The organism is Sphingobacterium sp. SGG-5 (assembly GCF_011043525.1).
Classification (GTDB): Bacteria; Bacteroidota; Bacteroidia; order Sphingobacteriales; family Sphingobacteriaceae; genus Sphingobacterium.
On record NZ_JAAKGO010000003.1, the window covers coordinates 52,159 to 71,804 of the forward strand.

The 19,646-nt window shown below is 43.9% G+C and carries 13 protein-coding genes; 4 read left to right on the plus strand and 9 right to left on the minus strand.

Translation table 11 applies throughout. The features are described 5' to 3' along the window. From G5B30_RS04735 to G5B30_RS04745, 3 genes are all read left to right on the plus strand, one after another. Positions 1–927, plus strand: a complete 927-nt coding sequence (locus G5B30_RS04735; protein WP_165318835.1) for a dihydrodipicolinate synthase family protein — start codon at positions 1–3, stop codon at positions 925–927. Beyond that, a complete protein-coding gene (locus tag G5B30_RS04740; RefSeq protein ID WP_165318836.1) occupies positions 927–2,009 on the plus strand; it encodes a galactose oxidase in 1,083 nt (360 codons plus the stop codon). Before G5B30_RS04735 ends, G5B30_RS04740 begins: the two co-directional genes overlap by 1 nt. Before the next feature lie 62 nt (positions 2,010–2,071). After that, a complete protein-coding gene (locus G5B30_RS04745) occupies positions 2,072–3,322 on the plus strand; it encodes an MFS transporter (protein WP_165318837.1) in 1,251 nt (416 codons plus the stop codon). 14 nt (positions 3,323–3,336) lie between these two features. On the opposite strand, the gene G5B30_RS04750 is transcribed toward G5B30_RS04745, so the two are convergent. The 9 genes from G5B30_RS04750 to G5B30_RS04790 all read right to left on the minus strand — a co-directional run bounded on the left by G5B30_RS04750 (position 3,337) and on the right by G5B30_RS04790 (position 18,124). Beyond that, on the minus strand, positions 3,337–4,077 hold the full coding sequence (locus G5B30_RS04750) for a TIGR00730 family Rossman fold protein (protein ID WP_165318838.1): 741 nt from the start codon (positions 4,075–4,077) through the stop codon (positions 3,337–3,339). Between the two features lie 149 nt (positions 4,078–4,226). Continuing rightward, positions 4,227–5,978 carry an FISUMP domain-containing protein gene (locus G5B30_RS04755; protein ID WP_165318839.1) on the minus strand — a complete coding sequence of 584 codons (1,752 nt, stop codon included), beginning with the start codon at positions 5,976–5,978 and terminating at the stop codon, positions 4,227–4,229. Positions 5,979–6,015: 37 nt separating this feature from the next. Next, a complete protein-coding gene (locus G5B30_RS04760) occupies positions 6,016–7,590 on the minus strand; it encodes a RagB/SusD family nutrient uptake outer membrane protein (protein WP_165318840.1) in 1,575 nt (524 codons plus the stop codon). A 19-nt stretch (positions 7,591–7,609) separates the two neighbouring features. After that, positions 7,610–10,828, minus strand: coding sequence for a SusC/RagA family TonB-linked outer membrane protein (locus G5B30_RS04765; RefSeq protein ID WP_165318841.1), 3,219 nt, complete (start codon positions 10,826–10,828; stop codon positions 7,610–7,612). A 33-nt stretch (positions 10,829–10,861) separates the two neighbouring features. Further along, a complete protein-coding gene (locus tag G5B30_RS04770) occupies positions 10,862–11,875 on the minus strand; it encodes a hypothetical protein (RefSeq protein WP_165318842.1) in 1,014 nt (337 codons plus the stop codon). Between the two features lie 20 nt (positions 11,876–11,895). Beyond that, complete coding sequence (locus G5B30_RS04775; protein ID WP_165318843.1) at positions 11,896–12,954, minus strand: hypothetical protein; 1,059 nt, start codon at positions 12,952–12,954, stop codon at positions 11,896–11,898. Between the two features lie 24 nt (positions 12,955–12,978). Further along, a complete protein-coding gene (locus G5B30_RS04780; protein WP_165318844.1) occupies positions 12,979–16,386 on the minus strand; it encodes a SusC/RagA family TonB-linked outer membrane protein in 3,408 nt (1,135 codons plus the stop codon). Positions 16,387–16,409: 23 nt separating this feature from the next. Beyond that, positions 16,410–17,519 (minus strand): FecR family protein, encoded by a 1,110-nt coding sequence (locus tag G5B30_RS04785; protein WP_165318845.1) that lies wholly within the window; start codon positions 17,517–17,519, stop codon positions 16,410–16,412. A 44-nt stretch (positions 17,520–17,563) separates the two neighbouring features. After that, the gene (locus G5B30_RS04790; protein WP_165318846.1) at positions 17,564–18,124 is read right to left on the minus strand and encodes an RNA polymerase sigma factor; all 561 of its coding nucleotides are present in this window, start codon (positions 18,122–18,124) and stop codon (positions 17,564–17,566) included. Positions 18,125–18,283: 159 nt separating this feature from the next. Here G5B30_RS04790 and G5B30_RS04795 point away from each other — a divergent pair, with 159 nt between their 5' ends. Beyond that, the gene (locus tag G5B30_RS04795; RefSeq protein ID WP_165318847.1) at positions 18,284–19,618 is read left to right on the plus strand and encodes a dihydroorotase; all 1,335 of its coding nucleotides are present in this window, start codon (positions 18,284–18,286) and stop codon (positions 19,616–19,618) included. Positions 19,619–19,646 lie beyond the last annotated feature (28 nt).

Below are 19,646 nucleotides of genomic sequence, written 5' to 3' on the forward strand. Positions count from 1 at the left end.
ATGAGTAAAATTAAAGGTTTGATAGCAGCTACATTTGCTGCTTACAAGGAGGATGGAAGTATTGACCTGGATATAATCCCTTCGTATGTGGAGTATTTAATCGAACAGGGGGTAAAGGGTGTATTTGTATGTGGTACTAACGGGGAAGGCCCCAGTCTTTCGTTAGCGGAAAGGATGGCCATTACTGAAAAATATATCTCGGTTGTCAATAAACGTATATTAGTATTTGTACACGTCGGACATAGTTCCATAACGGAGGCGAAGCGCTTGGCCGCACACGCCCAAGAACACGGTGCAGATTACATCTCTTCTGTATCCGCATTTTATTTTAAACCGACCTCTGTGGCTAACCTCGTGGCATGTATGGCGGAGATTGCTTCGGCGGCTCCTGAATTGCCTTTTTTCTACTATCATATTCCGGCTCTGACGGGTATCCAGATCGACATGATTGAATTTCTAAAATTGGCCGAACAGCAGATACCTACATTAGCAGGGATTAAGTATACCGCGGCGACGATACATGAATATCAAGCATGTAAGCATTATAAAAATGGTAAATATGATATCTTGTTTGGATATGATGAATTATTATTGCCTGCGCTTGCAGTTGGAGCTATTGGGGCAATAGGAAGTACGTACAATTACGGTGCGCGATTGTACAATCAAGTTATCAAGTATTTTGAAGAAGGAAAATTGGAAGAAGCAGAAAAATTACATTATCATGCTGTCAAAATGATTCAGCTGTTGGTGAAATACGGTCCTATTCCTACACAAAGGGCTATTATGAAAAAAGCTGGGTTTGATCTGGGAACTCCGCGACTTCCATTGACGCCCTTGTCTTTTGACAAAGAAGAAAGCTTATACGCCGATTTGGATAGGTCCGGCTTCCTTGAGCTGGCAGCTTCCGGTGAATTAACTTTGTCTTGATGAATTTCCAACAGATCATATTTATATTGATGATGATAAGTCCTATGACGTTGCTTTCCCAGGAAGAGCAGGTAAAAATGAAGTGGATAAAATTAGCAAATATACCTGATCCAATCGGGTTTGCCGGTGCTTATGTGGGTATAGCAAGTGACTGTCTGGTTGTAATGGGAGGTGCTAATTTTCCAGATGGAAAGGCGCCATGGGATGGCGGTAAAAAAGTTTGGACAGATAAGATATTCATCCTTAAGGAAAAAGACGGCGATTGGATGGAAACCGGAATCTTGCCGGATAGCATGGGATATGGGGCAGTCGCTTCCTATAACGGTGCGGTTTTTATTGCGGGCGGAAGCAATGAGCACGGACATCTTGCCAATGCTTATAAATTGACGTTTCAAGAAGGGAGTTTACAAATCCATAACTTGCCGGATTTGCCGCATCAGATAGCAAACTGTTCTGGTGTACATATAGGAAACTATTGGTATATTTTGGGGGGAATAGAATATCCGGATTCTAAAACGGCATTATCGATTTGTTGGCGATTGGATCTGGATCAGGCTGAAAAAGGATGGGAACAGTGTCCGGCGATACCGGGAGAAGGACGTATGTTGTCTGTCGTCGGGGATTTGGACGGAAAACTGATGTTGGCATCAGGTGTCAGTTTACACGACGGTAAACGGACATACTTGAAAGATGCTTATATGTTTGACTATAACGACGGTTGGACAAAAATAGCAGACCTTCCCGAAGCTGTAGCTGCGGCACCTAATCCGGCATGGTTCGATAAAGATTCTGACCGCCTCTTGATTTTTGGGGGCGATAATGGTGAGTTGGCATCGAAAGATTTAAAAGAAAGGCATCCGGGTTTTTCCAATAATGTATTCTATTATGACCGAAAAGAGAATACTTGGAATTACGCAACTCACTCGATCCAAGTCGGTGTGCGAAAGGATCAAAGTAAAACCTGGTCTCCTGTTACAACCAGTACAGTTTTTTGGAAAGGAGGGGTAGTGTTACCTACAGGAGAGATACGACCAGGAATTCGTACACCACAGGTGCTTTTTGGTACAATAACTCAAGACTAATTAATTTATCCTCTACAAAATCGACTCTCACGCGCTATTACCAATTAAACACAAATATGCTCATGAAAAATTCAAAATATTACCCTTGGGTCGTCGTAGGTCTTTTATGGATTGTTGCCCTACTCAATTATATGGATAGGCAGATGCTGGCTACGATGCGACCCAGTATGGAAGCTGATATTGTTGAATTACAATCTGCCACAAATTTCGGCCATTTAATGGCTATTTTCCTGTGGATTTATGGCTTTATGAGCCCTATAGCCGGTGGTATTGCCGATAAATTCAATCGTAAACGTCTTATCGTAGGCAGTTTATTCGTTTGGTCCGGTGTAACCTTTGCCATGGGATATGCAGATACTTACCAACAGCTTTATTGGTTGAGGGCTATTATGGGCGTCAGCGAGGCGCTGTATATTCCCGCCGGACTGTCCCTTATAGCTGATTTTCATCAGGAAAAAACGAGATCACTTGCTATTGGCATTCACATGACAGGTTTATATATGGGACAAGCGCTCGGAGGCTTTGGTGCGACAGTAGCAGAGGCATTTACCTGGCATACTGCATTCCGTGCTTTTGGTCTCATAGGAATAGTGTATGCTATTATCTTGATATTCTTCTTACGAGAAGCAAAATCTGCTGGTGCCATTCTGAAAACCGCACAAGAAAAGTTGGTGAAACAACGTCCTTTCGCTTTTAAGGCATTGGGCATATTGTTTACCAATATCTCTTTTTGGGTTATACTTTTTTATTTTGCCGTGCCAAGCTTACCGGGATGGGCTACAAAAAACTGGCTGCCGACATTATTTGCCCAAAATCTGGATATCCCTATGTCTACAGCCGGACCGTTATCGACAATAACCATAGCAGTTTCCTCCTTTCTCGGGGTGATTTTCGGTGGAATTCTTTCCGATAGATGGGTACAGCGTAATATAAAGGGCCGGGTTTATACCAGTGCGATTGGTATAGCTTTAACGATTCCCTCTTTATTATTACTCGGGTTCGGCCATTCTCTTTTCCACGTGGTGACTGCAGCACTTTGCTTTGGCCTCGGCTTTGGTATGTTCGATGCGAATAATATGCCTATTCTATGCCAGTTTGTATCTTCAAAATACAGGGCGACAGCCTATGGTTTAATGAATATGGTCGGCGTCTTCTCCGGTGCATATATTACAGATTTTCTTGGAAGATCTTCAGATGCAGGGAACTTAGGAAAGGATTTTGCCATGTTAGCAGGAATTGTTTTGTTAGCCCTATTTATTCAACTCTATTTTCTCCGCCCTAAAGTGAATAATTTTGTTGATCAGGGTGCTTAATTGTTAAAACGCCTTTATGCACTTCTCAAATTCCTCTCACCCAATATCCAACGTGCTCTCGGGCCGTCTTTAGCACCGATGGTATAGGCGTGAAAGAAGTTTTTGATATAGGTTACCGCCTCATCTGCATTGTCGGTGAAGAATACAAGCTCCTTATCTCCCGGGGAAATGGTACCCTCTTCGATCATTTTATCCAAATGTTGCAGGATATTGAGATAGTACGGCTTGTCGAGTACGACGATAGGATACCGGACCAATTTTCCGGTTTGTACCAATGTATAGGTTTCAAAAAACTCGTCCAACGTCCCGATACCACCCGGCATGATAACAAAAGCAACCGAATACTTGCGTAATAATTCCTTGCGGACGAAAAACGACTCGATATTGACAAACTTGTCCATATAAGGGTTGTGCATCTGCTCATGCGGGAGGACAATATTGCATCCCACCGACTTGCCGTTGACGTCTTTTGCACCACGATTGGCTGCTTCCATAATGCCTGGCCCACCTCCCGTCATAATGGTAAGCCCCAGCTTCGCAATTTCGGCAGAAATGTGACGCGCTTGCTGATAGAAATGGTGATCTTCCTTAAACCGAGCCGAGCCGTATACCGTCACACAGGGTCCGACAAAATGTAAAGTACGTAAGCCCTTCATAAATTGCTTGACTACGCCGAAGACATATAGAAGCTCCTGCCAGCGGTTCTGTACGTTATTCAAAAATCCTATTTCCTTTTTGACGAATTGACTGCCCATGTTTATTTTCTGATTTTACACTTTACTTCCTGCGATAAATATCCCAAAAAATGTGTTATTATCCTAATTTTGATGTTGCTGAATGCGAGGGGAAGTAAGAAAGCCGCCCCAAAATCTGGAACGGCTTTTACGTGACATTTTAATATATTTTAATTGTCCGAAGTTTGGATGCTTGTTGTATTGAGGCTTCGGATGCTATAATTACGTGTCATAGCAGATCCACCATTTAACACATCGTTCATATGGATAATTTTTACATTGTTGGCGTCTTTGAGAGATCTCGTAAGGTACCATGCTCCATTGGGATTTCCAAGTCCTGCCCAGCTCGTGTTTCCGTTTCTATAACTTCCGTTAGGCGCTGCAAAACCAGTAATGTTGTCATCGGTACGTCCAGCAACTGGATAGATTTGTTGCCCGGTGGAGTAGTCAATGAATTTACGGAGTCTTGCCATAGTTCCGATATAGGCTTTCAAGGACAGCGCTTCTTCAACCGATGGTACAATCCAGCCTTGAGGCGATATGTTGTCCGCGATGACGTCATTCTCCGCAGAGACACCTGCTTGTGCGTTATCGGCAAATCCACCGATTGTTAGATATGAGTAGTACAAACCATAACGTTCTCTATAGAGCAATGCGTTAGGATCTGTAGATGCACCATTGACGAAGGTATATACAGAATAGTTTGGAACTTGTGTATTGCTCATGATATTCGTCGGTATCGCAGCAAAACTCTTATTGCTGTTGTAATAAACCGTATTCAAGTTCTTGCCCATCCAATATTGCGCACCAATTTTGACAATCGGGTATTCATTCCGCTCTGTACCGCGAACATCAACAATAAGGTGCGGCTCTACTGTTGTAGTCTTACTACCGGGCACTTCTTCTGGACCCATGCCAACATCACCCGGCATATATACCTTGGCTACTGGATTGGCCTCTGTACCGGCTACATATCCTGAAATCTTATTGTTGGCTATATCAAATGATACAGTACCGCCATGTATTGCCGTGATAGGAGTTTGGTATGTAAATGTCGCATCCGTCAGATCTTTGTTTTCGAGTATGATTTGTGCGACGTAACCTTTATTCAAAGCTACAATATCGTTTTCTACCGGATAGATGACGATAGCCTGTGCATTGACTAATCCGACGGATCTTAGAAATTCTTTCGTGATCTGTGCAACTTGTTTAGTGCCGTCCATCACTTTATATACATTTGAAGTACTGAAATCAGGGATATCGATGACATACGGTGTCATGCCGCCACGTCCTTGGTAAAGATTGATGAACGAAGTGACGGTCTCACCAGAAATCTTTCTTTTGGCAGTAACCGTAATCAAAGCTTCTCTGGCACTAGTCAAATCATTGATTTTTACATTCAGGTTAATCTTGTCGTTTTCGGTCAAAATAGATAGCCAGTCTTGGGTGCCTTCCTCGGCAGAGACTGAAATATCTGTCAGCTCATCGTAATTGTTAATACTAACGGTAGAGGTGGAGTTTAGATATCGCACGGGTACATAAGTTTGTGAGAGGTTGATTCCGCCTTCACTGTCTTGCTGTACATTGATTTTTTGTGTATAGTTTTTGCTTCGGATGACAATATAGGATGAACGAGCTTCACCGGATGTGTTGCCATCGACATATACGTAGATGGATGAGCGGCCGGGAATAATCTCTTGGGTAAGCCAAGTATCTTGTGAAGGAGAATAGATGTGCCAGTCGTTGCTTTTTTCTTTGATCGGGATTTCCAACAGTTGGGATTGTGCACCATTGTTAAAGTTCAGTGAAATATCATCCAACTGGATTTCATCAGCATTACTTAGATCACTCTCTTTTTTGCAGGACATGACTGTCAGGCCACAAAGAAAAAGGATCATTAATTTTAACATGTGTTTTTTCATGATTTATTCTTCTATTATTTTTGTGTATATATTATTTTTAATTTTCTTCTGTATCGTAGACGTCACTGTACGTATCGTATCCCAGATTTTGTTGATCGCGGATAGCCTTGTTAGCTTCCAATTCGTTCAAGGGAATCGGGTAGATGACCTGTGTGCGCGAACCGGATTTTCCGGAACCGAACGCTATCGTTCTCTTGTTGGCATTCTCCAGCAGCTCCGGTCTTTGAAAAGTTTGTCCTCTACGGAAATAATCCCAATACGTATGTCCCTCAAGCATGAGCTCGCGACGTCTTTCCGTCAGGATGAGATTTTTACAGGCTTCTATGTCTGTTGTATTGAAGCCGTTATCTTTTACACGTGCCTGACGGATATAGTTATAATATTTTTCTGCGGAACCGATATCGGCTTGGTCACTATTCAGATAGGCCTCGGCCAGATTTAAATATATTTCTGGGAGTCGGATGACAGGAAGATTGTAGACGAAATGGTAGCTCTCTCCTACATATTTTCTATACCCTTTATAGTTCTTGTTGACGATGCCCAGATCACAAACCAGGTAGCCTCTTACATCTTCCACACCGTTGACACTATTTTGCAAAAAATTGACCGTTGCAGGGAATAATCCATAAGCTGCATATCCCAGATTTTGGGATACTTGGCCGTCATTTGCAGCTCCCGGATTGTTGTGTGTCGGTTTTCTGACCAATGAATTGAGAGAATTGCTGCCTAAGTTATCGGCCAAATTGTAGACTAGTTCCCAAATGTTTTCGGAATTATTGGCTTTATAATAAGTCGTTTTATAGCTGTCATACGGAATCATACTATATGTACCCTGTCCTGCTGTCAAGGCTTCTTCGCCCATAAGTATCACATCATCCCAGCGGTTCATATACAGGTAGAGTCTACTGAGTAGCGCACATACGGCTGTGTAGTTAATGTGCCCTGCAGGGGAGCTTTTTCCGGAAAGCATAGCTTTAGCTTCTAAAAATTCATCTTCGATGTACGTATAAGTCTCTTGGGCTGTTTTTCTACGGATCTCGTACTGTAGAATATTGTTGACCATATCCATGTTTTTGACGATAGGTAGGCCAAGTGCGTATTGTTCGTTATACTCGGTACCGCCGGGTACTGAAAACCGGGGTGGATAGGCAAATAGTCGCATGAGATCAAAGTAGGCCAATGCCCGAAGCGCTCTAGCTTCGCCACTGATGGCTGCTTTTTCATCTGCGCTAAGACCTTGGGTTTTGTCTATGTTTTCCAATAGGGTCGTGGAAGTCCGTATAGCACCATATATCGTCATCCAAAGTCCCGACGCCTGACCGGAGGATGATGTGGATTCAGAATACCGATTCTCACGTTCAAAAGTATTTCCACTCGATACGCGTACAAAGAAATCTAAACCTTTGGCGCCTTCATAGCCGTACATATTGCGGCCATAATAGGTGTCTTTCGAAAAAGAATCATAGATACCATTGAGCAGAGCCTTGATTCCTTCGGGTTTGGTTAAGATATTCTCATCATAATCCGTATACGATTCCTTGTCCAGAAAATCGTTACAAGAAGAGAAGCTGAACGCGAAGCATATGGCTAAAAGTGTGCATAGTTTTTTCATATCTTGATAGCTTCTTAAGTTAAAAATTCATGTTTAGTCCAAAAGTGAATGTGGTCGCCGTAGGATATTTGGCTGCACCTATATTTCCGTCGATTTGAAGGTCAGGATCATATCCTTTTAAATCGGTCCATACCCATAGATTTTCGACCTGTCCGAATAGGGAAACACTGTTGATATGCAGTTTGCGAAATGTGCTCGGCGCAAAGGTGTAACCTAACTTGATGTTTTTGAGCTTGAGGTAATCTCCGTCATAGAGGTACCTTGTGGATGCTCCCGGGGACAATTGCCCATTGATACGGATACGACTGCTGGCATATATGTTATCCGGGGTCCATCGATCGAGCTGGCTTATGTCAAGGTCATAGTCCAAGGATTGTCCGTCTATACCGATTCGGGACGACTTTCTGCCATCCATAACCTGATGTCCCCAGCCGAAGGTGAAGAGGGTAGATAGATCCCAGCCTTGGTAGCTCCAAGAATTACTGATTCCACCCGTTGCGGTAGGTATCCCTTTGCCTACCACGCGTCTTGCAGATGGACTGTCATTGTCGGCGATAAACTTGTTTCCTGCATTTTCATACGCATAGAACAAAAGTTGGCCCGTATGTGAGTTAATACCTGCAAATTCGTTCAGAAACCAAGAGTTGACACTCTCCCCGTTTCGCATGATATGCGTACCGATGATGTCTTGTGCTAATCCATAATATTTGGAATGGAGTGTAGCTATATTGGCTTTAACGTTCCATTTGAATAACTTATCAATGATATTGGCATTCACATCTACTTCGAAGCCTTGATTGAGGATACCTGCCGTTGTATTCATCAGCATGGTATTGTAGCCGGAGACTTTCGATACAGGTACGTCCTGCAACAGATCCGAGGATTTTCGCCTATAATATTCACCTGTGATCTTGATCTTGTCTTTAAACATACCAAGGTCTACCCCCACGTTGAGGATTTTATTTTTCTCCCAACTCAGATCATAGGTGCCACGGAAAGATTGTGACAATGCATGTTCGGCATTATACCGTCCCGTACCATTGAATAGTGTACGCCAGTTGTAATAGCTGGAAGGTAACGTCCCGTTATAACCGTAGCTTCCTTTGAATTTGATGTTGTTAAATACGGGTTTGATGGATTTGACCCAATCCCAAGGTTCGTTTGTGATACGATATGCTCCTGAGACAGACCAAAAATTGCCTGTACGGTGTTCGGGAGAGAAACGGGAGGATTGATCCTGACGGAAAGACGCGCCGATAAAGTACCTATAGCGCCAGGAGTAATCCAATTTGGATACCAGTGATACCATAGTATAATCATAACCACTTCCCGACCAGCTTGATACCTCTGCTCCTGTAGATAGTACAGGCTTTTCGTCGGTCATGAAGTTGACTACAGATATAGAATTCCATTCTTGTCTGAAGTCCACTAATTCCAATGCTGCCAAAGCATTGAAGCGGTGCCTGTTGTTGATCGTGTAATTGAAGTTTAACGTATTTTTATTTGTAATCTTTACCCGTCTGGAGTTGTAGTTGGTTAATTCTCCATTAGCACCGAATCCCGAACCAAATTCCTTGTCGAAATAATCTACGCGTCGTCCGGTGATGTAGTATTGCGCGACATCACTGGTGAAGTTCAACCAGGGTTTAAAATTAACTCTTGCCCAAGCAGATGTAAACAAAGTGAATTGTGGACGTTGGCGTATGTTGTCATAAGCACTGGCGATAGGATTGTGGTTTCCGTTCAGTAGATTGTTCGGAAATCTAAAATTGTACGAGCCATCTTCCAGGTACGCTGGGACCACAGACGGTAGGAGCAGGGCAGCATAATGTGGCATATTATAGCTTGATCCTGATGTCAGCGGTCCGCTTTGCCCCGTACTGCTGATCGTACTGTTCAATCCCCAATTGATCAATTTATTCTTGTCGTCCGAATTGAGGTTGACCCGCATAGAATAGCGCTTCAGATTACTGTTTAGGATGATACCTTCCTGATCGAGATATCCCAGCGATAGGAAGTATTTGAGATTGGTACTTCCCCCGTTCATGGAAAAATCATATTGCTGAAATTTAGCCGGACGTGTGATTTCATCAAACCAATCGGTGTTGGGAAGCTTATCTGCATCGGCACCCCAAAAATCATAATTATAATAGGTGCCATCTGGTTTCTGTAGGGCATAATAGTCATTGAAATCCTGCTGCGCCAGTTTGTGCCATTGGTAATAGTTGCGTCCATCCAGGAAATAACCAAGTTTATTGTCGTACAGCTTGTCGAGGTTTTGCTTAAAATCGCCACCTTGGGCTTGAACCAATCGGTGCATCTGCCCTTCGGTCCATAATTCCTTATACTGCTCTGCCGTTACGAATTCGGGTTTGACAGCAGAAAAAATATGGGATACACCTCCCTGTGCCGAAAAATTAAAGCGCATACGGTCGGCAGCGCCCCCTTGTTTCGTGGTGATGACAATCACACCATTGGCTCCTTGTGATCCGTACAAGGAAGCTGAAGCGGCGTCTTTGAGAATCGTAATGCTGGCGATGTCTGCTGGATTGATCGTAGCCATAGGGCTGGAGACCGCTCCACTATGCCCCGTCGTGTTTTCCTGATCGAACACAATACCATCAATGACATACAGGGGTTGGCTGGATGAGTTCATCGAACCAAATCCCCGTAAGCGTACCTCGGCGATATCACCGGGTTGGCCCGAAGAGGAGATGGATAGTCCCGGCGTGAGTCCACCCAAAGCGTTTTCAAAAGAACCTACAGGCCTATTGGCGATGTCGTTGGAGCTGATAACGTTGGCCGAACCTGTGTATTCTTCCTTATTGATGTTACCATATCCGGTTACAACGACCTCATCGATCTTGTTTTCTAAGGGGACAAGTGTCACCTGTATATTCCTCCTGTCATTGACCTCGATGGTCTGAGGCTTCATACCTAAAAAGCTGAAACTTAGTTTTAGCCCTTCTTTTGGAGTTACCTGGATAGAATAGGCTCCGTCTTTGTCCGCTAATACCGAATTGTTAGTGCCCTCTTCCCGGATGATGGCTCCGTACAGGGGGACGTTGTCCGGGTTGTACACATAACCCTTTATTTCCACTTGTTGCACAGATAGGTTGAGCGTGGCGGACGAAAATGTGGCCTCGTATTCCCAAATGGGTGCTTCCAATGGCCTAACTCCAGCAAAGGAAATTACTGGAATTAATAAGATGTGGAAGAGCAGGAATTTGTCTTTCATTGATTTTGTCTTAGTTGATTAATTATTTGGTCTTTATTTTTCGAAAAGGATATAATATGCACCCATATTTGTCAAGTCTTTGTTGTTGTAGACGCGTTCGTTATTTTCGATTCTCCAGTTGCGCACTCCCGGCCTTCCATAAATCATTTGCGCACTGCTGTGTCCCGCTTCGGGGACATTTATGATGCTCCAATTGAACGCGTAATTCTTTTTTCGGGCGATGATTTGCGAAGCATTGAAAAACTTCCATGCACGATCGAATCGGTTAATACCTTGGATAAATACAGGATGGGTTTCAGCCAATTTCCTGTCAGGTACGGTGTCATTTGTTCCGATGAGAATGGTCAGTTTGCGCTTGAAAAAGGGAGTCAAGTATTCGTCTGTTGCAAAGGGTGTCTCTTTGATGGAATAAGGCCAACTGGGGGGACTGGCGAGCTCACCTGAAGCCATATACAGACCCTTTTCTTCCGGATAGGTGTAGTTGCCCGGATTGGCTGCTACAGCCTTATCCACTCGAGCTTCAGGTGTAGCCAATAGAAACCGATGTACGAACTGTCCTCCAGCAGAATGACCAAACATATCATAGGTTTGGGCTGTACTTCCGGTACATGCTTTGAAATAGTCGAAAATTGATTCTATGATCTGATAGGTCCAGATTTCCCGAGGCTTTAGAATAAAGTTTTTGGGATCTTCGGAAATACCTCCAAACTGATAATCGTTTTCCTTGTACCCATTGGCATGGGTAAACTGTGGCGCTAAGACGATAAAACCGTATTCTTCGGCTATATTGCGCCACACACCTCGTTGTATCAACCCGCTACGTTCAGCACCGTGCATTGAAAAGAGTACCTTCATTTTCTTTATATTGCCTCGTGTCGGAATATAATAGAACAGTGTAACCGGCTTGTCGCTCAACGGGCCGTATCCCGTATATTCAAATGATCCGGCACCTCTTTTGAAGGGGTTTTCTTTCTTTTGTGCAAGGAGTGTCGAACTTGCCAAAAGACTAAAGACAATGGTGAATAATAAGATTGCTTTTTTTGTCATATGATGTTTTATTTCAGTTTTTACTTAAATAGGAGGTCAAATGCACAGTTTTGCCCCGTGTTAGAAATATCCGAAGGGTTGGAGACCGGCCTTCCGTAGACCATGCGGATTGTAGAGTGCCCCGCGTCCGTCACTTCGGCTTTCTGAAAGTTATATGGCACATTCAAATCCTCGGCGATACGTTTGGTTTCCGTGTAAAAAAAACGACCTCTGGCCAATCGATGTGGACCCTGAGCATTGGAAGGAGCATCCTTGGGTAGACTGGAATCGTTTTCATCCGTATCCAGTTGCCCGAGTTGTATCCAGACTTTTTTGGAAAAGAATTGGGTGATGATGTTTTCGGTATTGAATGGACTATTCTTGACCGCATAGGGCCAGCCATATACCTTGTCATCTGTACCGACGATCCCCTCTATATACGGAAAAGTCCATGAACCTGGATTGGCAGCTACCGCTTTATTTACACGAGCAGTAGGCATGGATAAGAGGAAACGGTGTACAAACTGCCCTCCAGCCGAATGGCCGAAAATGTTATATGTGGTGGCTTTGCTGTCGGTCTCTTTTAGGAAGTAATCAAAAAGAGCTTCTATGGTCTGGTAGGTCCATTTCTCTTTTGGGTTCAATTCTGCAAATGCGTTGGAGGTGAATATGCCACCAAATTGGTAATCATTTTCAAGATAACCGTTGGTATGTGTATATTCCGGTGCGATCACAATAAATTCATTGGCTTCCGCAAAATATTTCCAGGCATTACGTTGGATTGTACCGTCTCTTTCGGCTCCATGCATGGAAAATAGCACGGGCATATCAGCTATATTGCCCTTTGTAGGGATATAATAGTAGACCGTGATGGGCTTACCTGCCAATGGGGCGTATTTAGTATAGACAAAAGAATTGTCTCCGCGCTTGGCAAATACACCGTCTTTGGGTGTTTTTCCGGGAGGGATAATATTATCGGGGATGGGATCTCCACCCGCCGAACAAGCTGCGAACAAAAAAGATGACAGCACGGCCGCGCTCCACAGTACCTTTAGCTTTTCCAATCCGATACGCGCGCTCGCCTTTATTATTTTCTTCATATTCTTATCGTTATTTTTTTAAGATTAAAAATTCATATTCAGCCCCAATGTAAAAGTCGTCGCACTTGGATACTTCGCTGGCATCACGAAGCCATCCAACTGCAAGTCCGGGTCATATCCTTTCAGTGTCGTCCAAACCCATACGTTTTCGGCCTGTCCGTAGAGTGATACATGGTTGATGTGCAACTTGCGGAATGTATTCGGTGCAAAGGTGTATCCCAGCTGTATATTTTTGAGTTTAAGATAATCACCTTTATACAGGTACCTTGTGGATGATCCTGGAGATAGCTGTCCATTTATACGGATTCGGCTGCTGGCATATATATTGTCTGGTGTCCAGCGGTCTAATTGGCTGCTATCGATATTGTAATCTACCGACTGGCCATCTAATCCTATTCGGGATTTTCTGCCATCCAGCACCTGGTGTCCCCAGCCATAAGTCAACAGCGTCATAAGGTTCCATCCACGAAAGCTAAGCGTATTGGTAAACCCGCCCGTAGCCGTCGGTATTCCTTTTCCCATCACATGACGGGATGAAGGATAGTCGTTGTTCGCTATGATTTTGTTGCCGAATTTATCATAGGTGTAAAACAGCAACTGTCCGGTGTGACTATTTATTCCTGCAAATTCGTTTAGAAACCAAGAGCTCACACTTTCCCCGTTGCGCATGATATGCGTACCGATGATGTCTTGTTCAAGACCATAATAGCGCGCACGAAGTGTAGCGACATTTGCCTGAATGTTCCATTTGAATAGTTTATCGACGACCTTAGCATCCAGATCCATTTCAAAACCTTTGTTTACAATCCCAGCCGTAGTATTCATCAGCATCGTGCTATAGCCTGAAACCTTCGATACAGGGACGTCCTGTAACAGGTCGGAGGAGCGCCTCCGATAATACTCTGCACTAACCTTGATTCTATCTTTCAGGATTCCCAAGTCAACTCCCACATTCAGGATCTTGTTCTTTTCCCAGCTCAGGTCGTATGTCGCCCGGAAAGATTGTGACAGTGCATGTTCGGCATTATACCGCCCGGTACCATTGAATAGCGTACGCCAGTTGTAATAGCTGGAAGGTAATGTTCCGTTATAACCGTAGCTTCCCTTGAATTTGATGTTGTTAAATACAGGTTTGATGGATTTGACCCAATCCCAAGATTCGTTTGTGATACGATACGCTCCTGAGACCGACCAAAAATTGCCCGTGCGGTGTTCGGGAGAAAAGCGAGATGACCGATCCTGTCGGAATGATGCACCCAGGAAATATTTGTAACGCCAGGAGTAATCAATCTTTGATACGAGTGAGACCATAGCATAATCATAACCACTTCCCGACCAGTTTGACATTTCTGCTCCTGTAGATAGTACAGGCTTTTCGTCGGTCATAAAATTGACGGCATCTATGGAGTTCCATTCTTGGTTAAAATCCGCTAATTCCAATGCTGCCAAAGCGTTGAAGCGATGCTTGTTATCGAGTGTATAATTAAAATTTAAGGTGTTTCGGTTGGTAATCTTGACTCTTCTGGAGTGGTAATTAGTCAACACCCCATTGGTACCAAACCCCGAACCAAAATCCTTATCAAAGTACTCCATGCGTCGACCTGTGACGTAATATTGCATCAAATCACTTGTAAAATTCAACCAAGGTTTGAACTTGATTCTCGCCCAACCGGAGGTCAGCAAACTGAACTGTGGACGTTGGCGTATGTTGTCGTAAGCGCTGGCAATGGGGTTATGGTTTTCGTTCAACAGATTGTTCGGAAACCTGAAATTGTAGGAGCCATCTTCCAGATAGGCGGGTATGACAGGGGGTAGGAGGAGGGCTGCATAATGTGGCATATTATAGCTCAAACCCGAGGTCAGCGGCCCGCTTTGCGATGTACTGCTGATTGTACTGTTTAACCCCCACGTGATCCATTTCTTTTTGTCGTCCGAATTGAGGTTGACGCGCATAGCATAGCGCTTCAGATTACTGTTTAGGATGATACCTTCCTGGTCGAGGTATCCCAGCGATAAGAAGTATGTGAAGTTGGTGCTGCCACCGTTTATCGATAAGTTATACTGCCGAAACCCTGCTGTCCTTGTAATCTCGTCATACCAATCCGTGTTGGGCAATTTGTCGGCATCGTCACCCCAGAAATCATAATTATAATAAGTTCCATCCGGCTTTTGTAGCGCATAATAATTGTTGAACTCCTGTTGTGCCAGTTTGTGCCATTGGTAGTAGTTGAGACCGTTCAGAAAATATCCAAGTTTATCGCTATACAGGTCGTCAAGGTTCTCCTTGAAGTTGCCGGCCTGTTCCGCTATCAATCGATGCAGCTGTCCTTCAGTCCATAGCTCCTTGTACTGTTCGGCAGTCACAAATTCAGGTTTTACGGCGGAGAAGATATTGGACACACCACTTTGCGCCGATAGCCCAAACCGCATACGGTTAGACGGTATCCCTTGCTTGGTTGTGATCACGATAACCCCATTGGCGCCTTGGGATCCATAAAGCGAAGCAGAAGCGGCATCTTTCAGCACGGTGATATTGGCTATATCTGCCGGGTTGATCATGGCCATGGGGCTGGATGCAGCGTTGCTATGCCCCGAGGTATTGTCCTGGTCAAAGATGATCCCATCAATGACATACAGTGGCTGATTTGAAGAACTCATCGATCCAAAACCGCGTAAGCGTACTTGTGCAATATCTCCCGGTTGCCCGGAGCTGGAAACGATAAGTCCCGGTACTCGCCCAGCGAGTACATGCTCAAAAGAGCTGATCGGTCGGTTGGCCATATCTTCAGAAGTCAATACCTTGACCGAACCGGAATATTCTTCTGTACGCAAATCCCCATATCCCGTTACCACGACCTCTCCAAGGGCCAGTACGCTACTGTTCAATATGACCTCGTCCATACGATCTATGCCCAAAGTCCGCCTATAAGTCACATAACCTATATGCTGGAATGATATGGTATCTCCATATCTTCCTGCCACCGTAAAATATCCGTTAGTGTCTGTCATGGTAGACAACTTATGGTTCACATTCTTTACCGTAACTCCAACCATGGGTATACTCCCCGGATCTGAGATGACCTTCCCACGCACAGTCCATACTTTTTCCTGATTTGAAACATCGCTGATCGCAGGCGATTCTTTGTTAAATATGGTGATGGTACCGGCTATGATGCGATAGTCCAGTCCGTAATGTTGACATAGCTTGTCTAATACTTGAGTGAGTCGCACGTTTTTGACTTGAAAAGACGAAACTTTGATATTCTTTATGAGGTTGTCTTTATATAAAAACAGGGAGTTCGTCTGCTTGGATATTTCGTCCAGCACATGCTCTAATGTGGCTCCACGTACGGATAGGGAAACTCGCTGCCCGAAAGCAGAAGTGTGTATCAGTAGGAAAATTGAAATAAGCACTAAAAAAGATACTTTCATACGTTAAGAGCCCTCGTTTGGGCCTATTTCCGTTCCACAAAGAGTTTGTTTCCCTTGATTTCCATCTTGACGTCCATCACATAGTTCAACATCTCTACGACCTCCTGTAGGGTAGCCGTACGTTTTATACGACCGGTATAACCCGTTTGCATGGATATGCCGGTATCAAATGCAACGGTTATATCATACCACCTTTCGAGCTGACGGGTAATGTATGTGATATTGTCCTCTTTAAAATAAAATTCATCATTTTTCCAGGCGATTTCCCGAGAAATATCGGCTATGCCTGTTTTTAGTTTAGAATCGCTGTTTTCCCCGAATTGTCCTGGCTTGAGCACGATGCTTTCCAGTTGGTTAGAAAAAGATACGCTACCCTCGAGAAGAGTGGTCCGGGTTTGGTTTTCGTAAGCCCTTACATTGAAGTGTGTACCCAATACCCTGACTTGCGCATCTTTTGTGTCCACATAGAATGGCTTGCTTTTGTTTTTTGCGACCTCGAAATAAGCTTCACCTTGTAAGGCAACACGTCTTTCGGACTGTTGGTCAAAATCAGAAAAAGACAGCTTGGAGTGGGCGTTCATCCACACCTTGGTGCCATCGGGGAGTACAAATTGGAATTCACCACCTTTGGGAACAACGAGTTCATATTTGTTGTCCGATTCGTCCGATGAAGAAAAAGATTGGTTCGTAGCAAGTGCGCTGTACAGTTCCTGAATTTTCTTTTCATCCAGTGCACTCACATCTACACGTTTTCCATCCGGTAAGATCAGTTCGGCCTTTGTGCCCCCGGGAGGGATAATGTTTGTTATACCTATATTTTGGATTACGTCCTGCGTATTATCCCCTTGGAAAAAAGGATATCCTATGAGTAACAATAACGCTGCAACAGCACATGCCACGCCTATCCAACGATAGACCGGACGAATAGCACGGATTGGTTTTTTCGAAGCGATATTTTGCGCTTGGAGACGACGAAGAACTTGTTCTCCCTTATTTCGAACCGTTGCTTCTTCCGCTTCACTTAGGGGAATTTGGAGCTTGTCATACCATTGTTCAAGAATATGCTTCTCTTCGTCCGTGGCTAACCCCGCATTATATTTTCGTATGAGGTTGTATAGATCTTCTTTTTTCAAAACTGTAGTCTTGTTCTATTAATCCGACTACGGAGGAAAAAGTACTATAAGAAAAATGAAAAAAAGTTGAAAAGATAAGATTTACCATTAAACAGTACTTTTTTAAGTCTGTTATATGCGGAATGCAGTTGATTTTTTATGGTTTGAGGAGAGAGCGAAAGTTGATCTGATATTTCCTGTATAGAATAGTCTTCTTCTTTTTTTAAAAGATATATCTTACGCATCTGTTCAGGCATACGGTCTATTGTCTGTTGAATAATGTGTTTGGTTTCCTTTTCCACCAGCAGTTCATGCGCAGAAGCAAGAACCTGCTCATGCTGATGGTTGGTCTCAAATATATAACTAAAATAAGGCTTATTCTTTTCGAAGTATTGCAGGATCTTATTTCTTAAAATTCCAAAAAGAAAGGCTTTGCATGACTGCATGTCTCGAATATCTTCCAATTTTTCCCAGAGAATGGTAAAGGTTTCCTGAGAAATATCCGCCGCAATGTCTTCGTCCCCTGTTTTTGCATAAGCCTGTCTGAATATTACATCCCAATATTCCTCGTAAAGCCATGTAAAAGCAGCTTCTCTGTTTTTTTTGATCCTTGTAACGATATCCATATCCATACGCACCCATGTGCTACATCGCGTTAAAGGACGCCCGTAGATTTCAGTCCTAAATTAGAAATTTTTTCACGTTTATTAAAGTTCTTTACGAATCAGGAGTCCGTTAAATCTCTTAATAATAGTACCTTTGTCTGGTATAACTTAACTTCATCTATGTCTACGATACTTATAAAAAATGCCCAGGTTGTCAACGAAGGTACGACACAAGCTTTAGATATTTATATTAAAGACGGCCGCATTGAGAAAATTGCCTCTACTATCGATACAACAGCCGACAGGGAGATCGATGCAGAGGGATTACATCTTTTACCAGGTCTAATCGACGATCAGGTGCATTTCCGCGAACCGGGTCTCACCTATAAAGCAGACATCTATACGGAAAGCCGTGCGGCTGTAGCGGGGGGGACGACGTCCTTTATGGAAATGCCGAATACCGTGCCGAATACACTGACACAAAAGCTGCTGCAAGACAAATATGATATCGCGCAAGATACCTCATTGGCCAACTATTCTTTTTTTATGGGCGCAGCCAATGATAACTTGGATGAGGTATTGAAGACCAACCCACGGGATGTATGCGGCATCAAGGTGTTTATGGGTTCTTCCACCGGCAATATGTTAGTGGATAATGAGACTGCTTTGGAAAATATTTTCCGGAATGCACCTACCTTGATTGCTACCCATTGTGAAGATGAAGCCACCATTAAAGCCAACTTAGCCCGATACCAGGAGCAGTATGGCGAGCATATCACGATCGATATGCATCCCTTGATCCGTTCTGCCGAAGCCTGCTATTTATCGTCCTCTAAAGCCGTGGCTCTGGCAAAGAAAAATAATTCGAGATTACATATCCTGCACATTTCCACCGGTCGGGAAACGGCTTTATTTGACAACACCACACCGTTGGATCAGAAACGTATTACGGCAGAAGCCTGTATACATCACCTGTGGTTTTCCGATGCGGATTACAAGCGGAAAGGAAACTTCATCAAGTGGAACCCTGCCGTAAAGACAGCACAGGATCGGAGCCAGATACTCCAGGCGGTGTTGGACGGTCATATTGATGTGATCGCCACCGACCATGCACCGCATACCCTGGAAGAAAAAGAACGCCCTTACCTTCAAGCCCCTTCGGGTGGTCCTTTGGTGCAGCATGCTTTACAAGCTTTGTTGGATATGGTGCAGGCGGGTAAACTGACATTGGAACAAGTGGTGCAGAAAACAGCACATCATACCGCAATATGTTTTCAGATTGAACAGCGCGGCTTTGTCCGTGAAGGATACTGGGCTGACCTGGTGCTGGTGGATTTGAATAAACCGTATCCCGTTACCCGTGAAAATATCCTTTCGAAATGCGGTTGGTCGCCGTTTGAAGGACATACGTTCTCGTCTACAATCGTTCATACCATCGTATCGGGAAATTTGGCTTATTCGGGGGGTAAAGTGATCGAGGTCGGATCGGGACATCGCTTGTTGTTTAATCGGTAATTTTTATTCTGGCCTGAAAGTTGGAGCT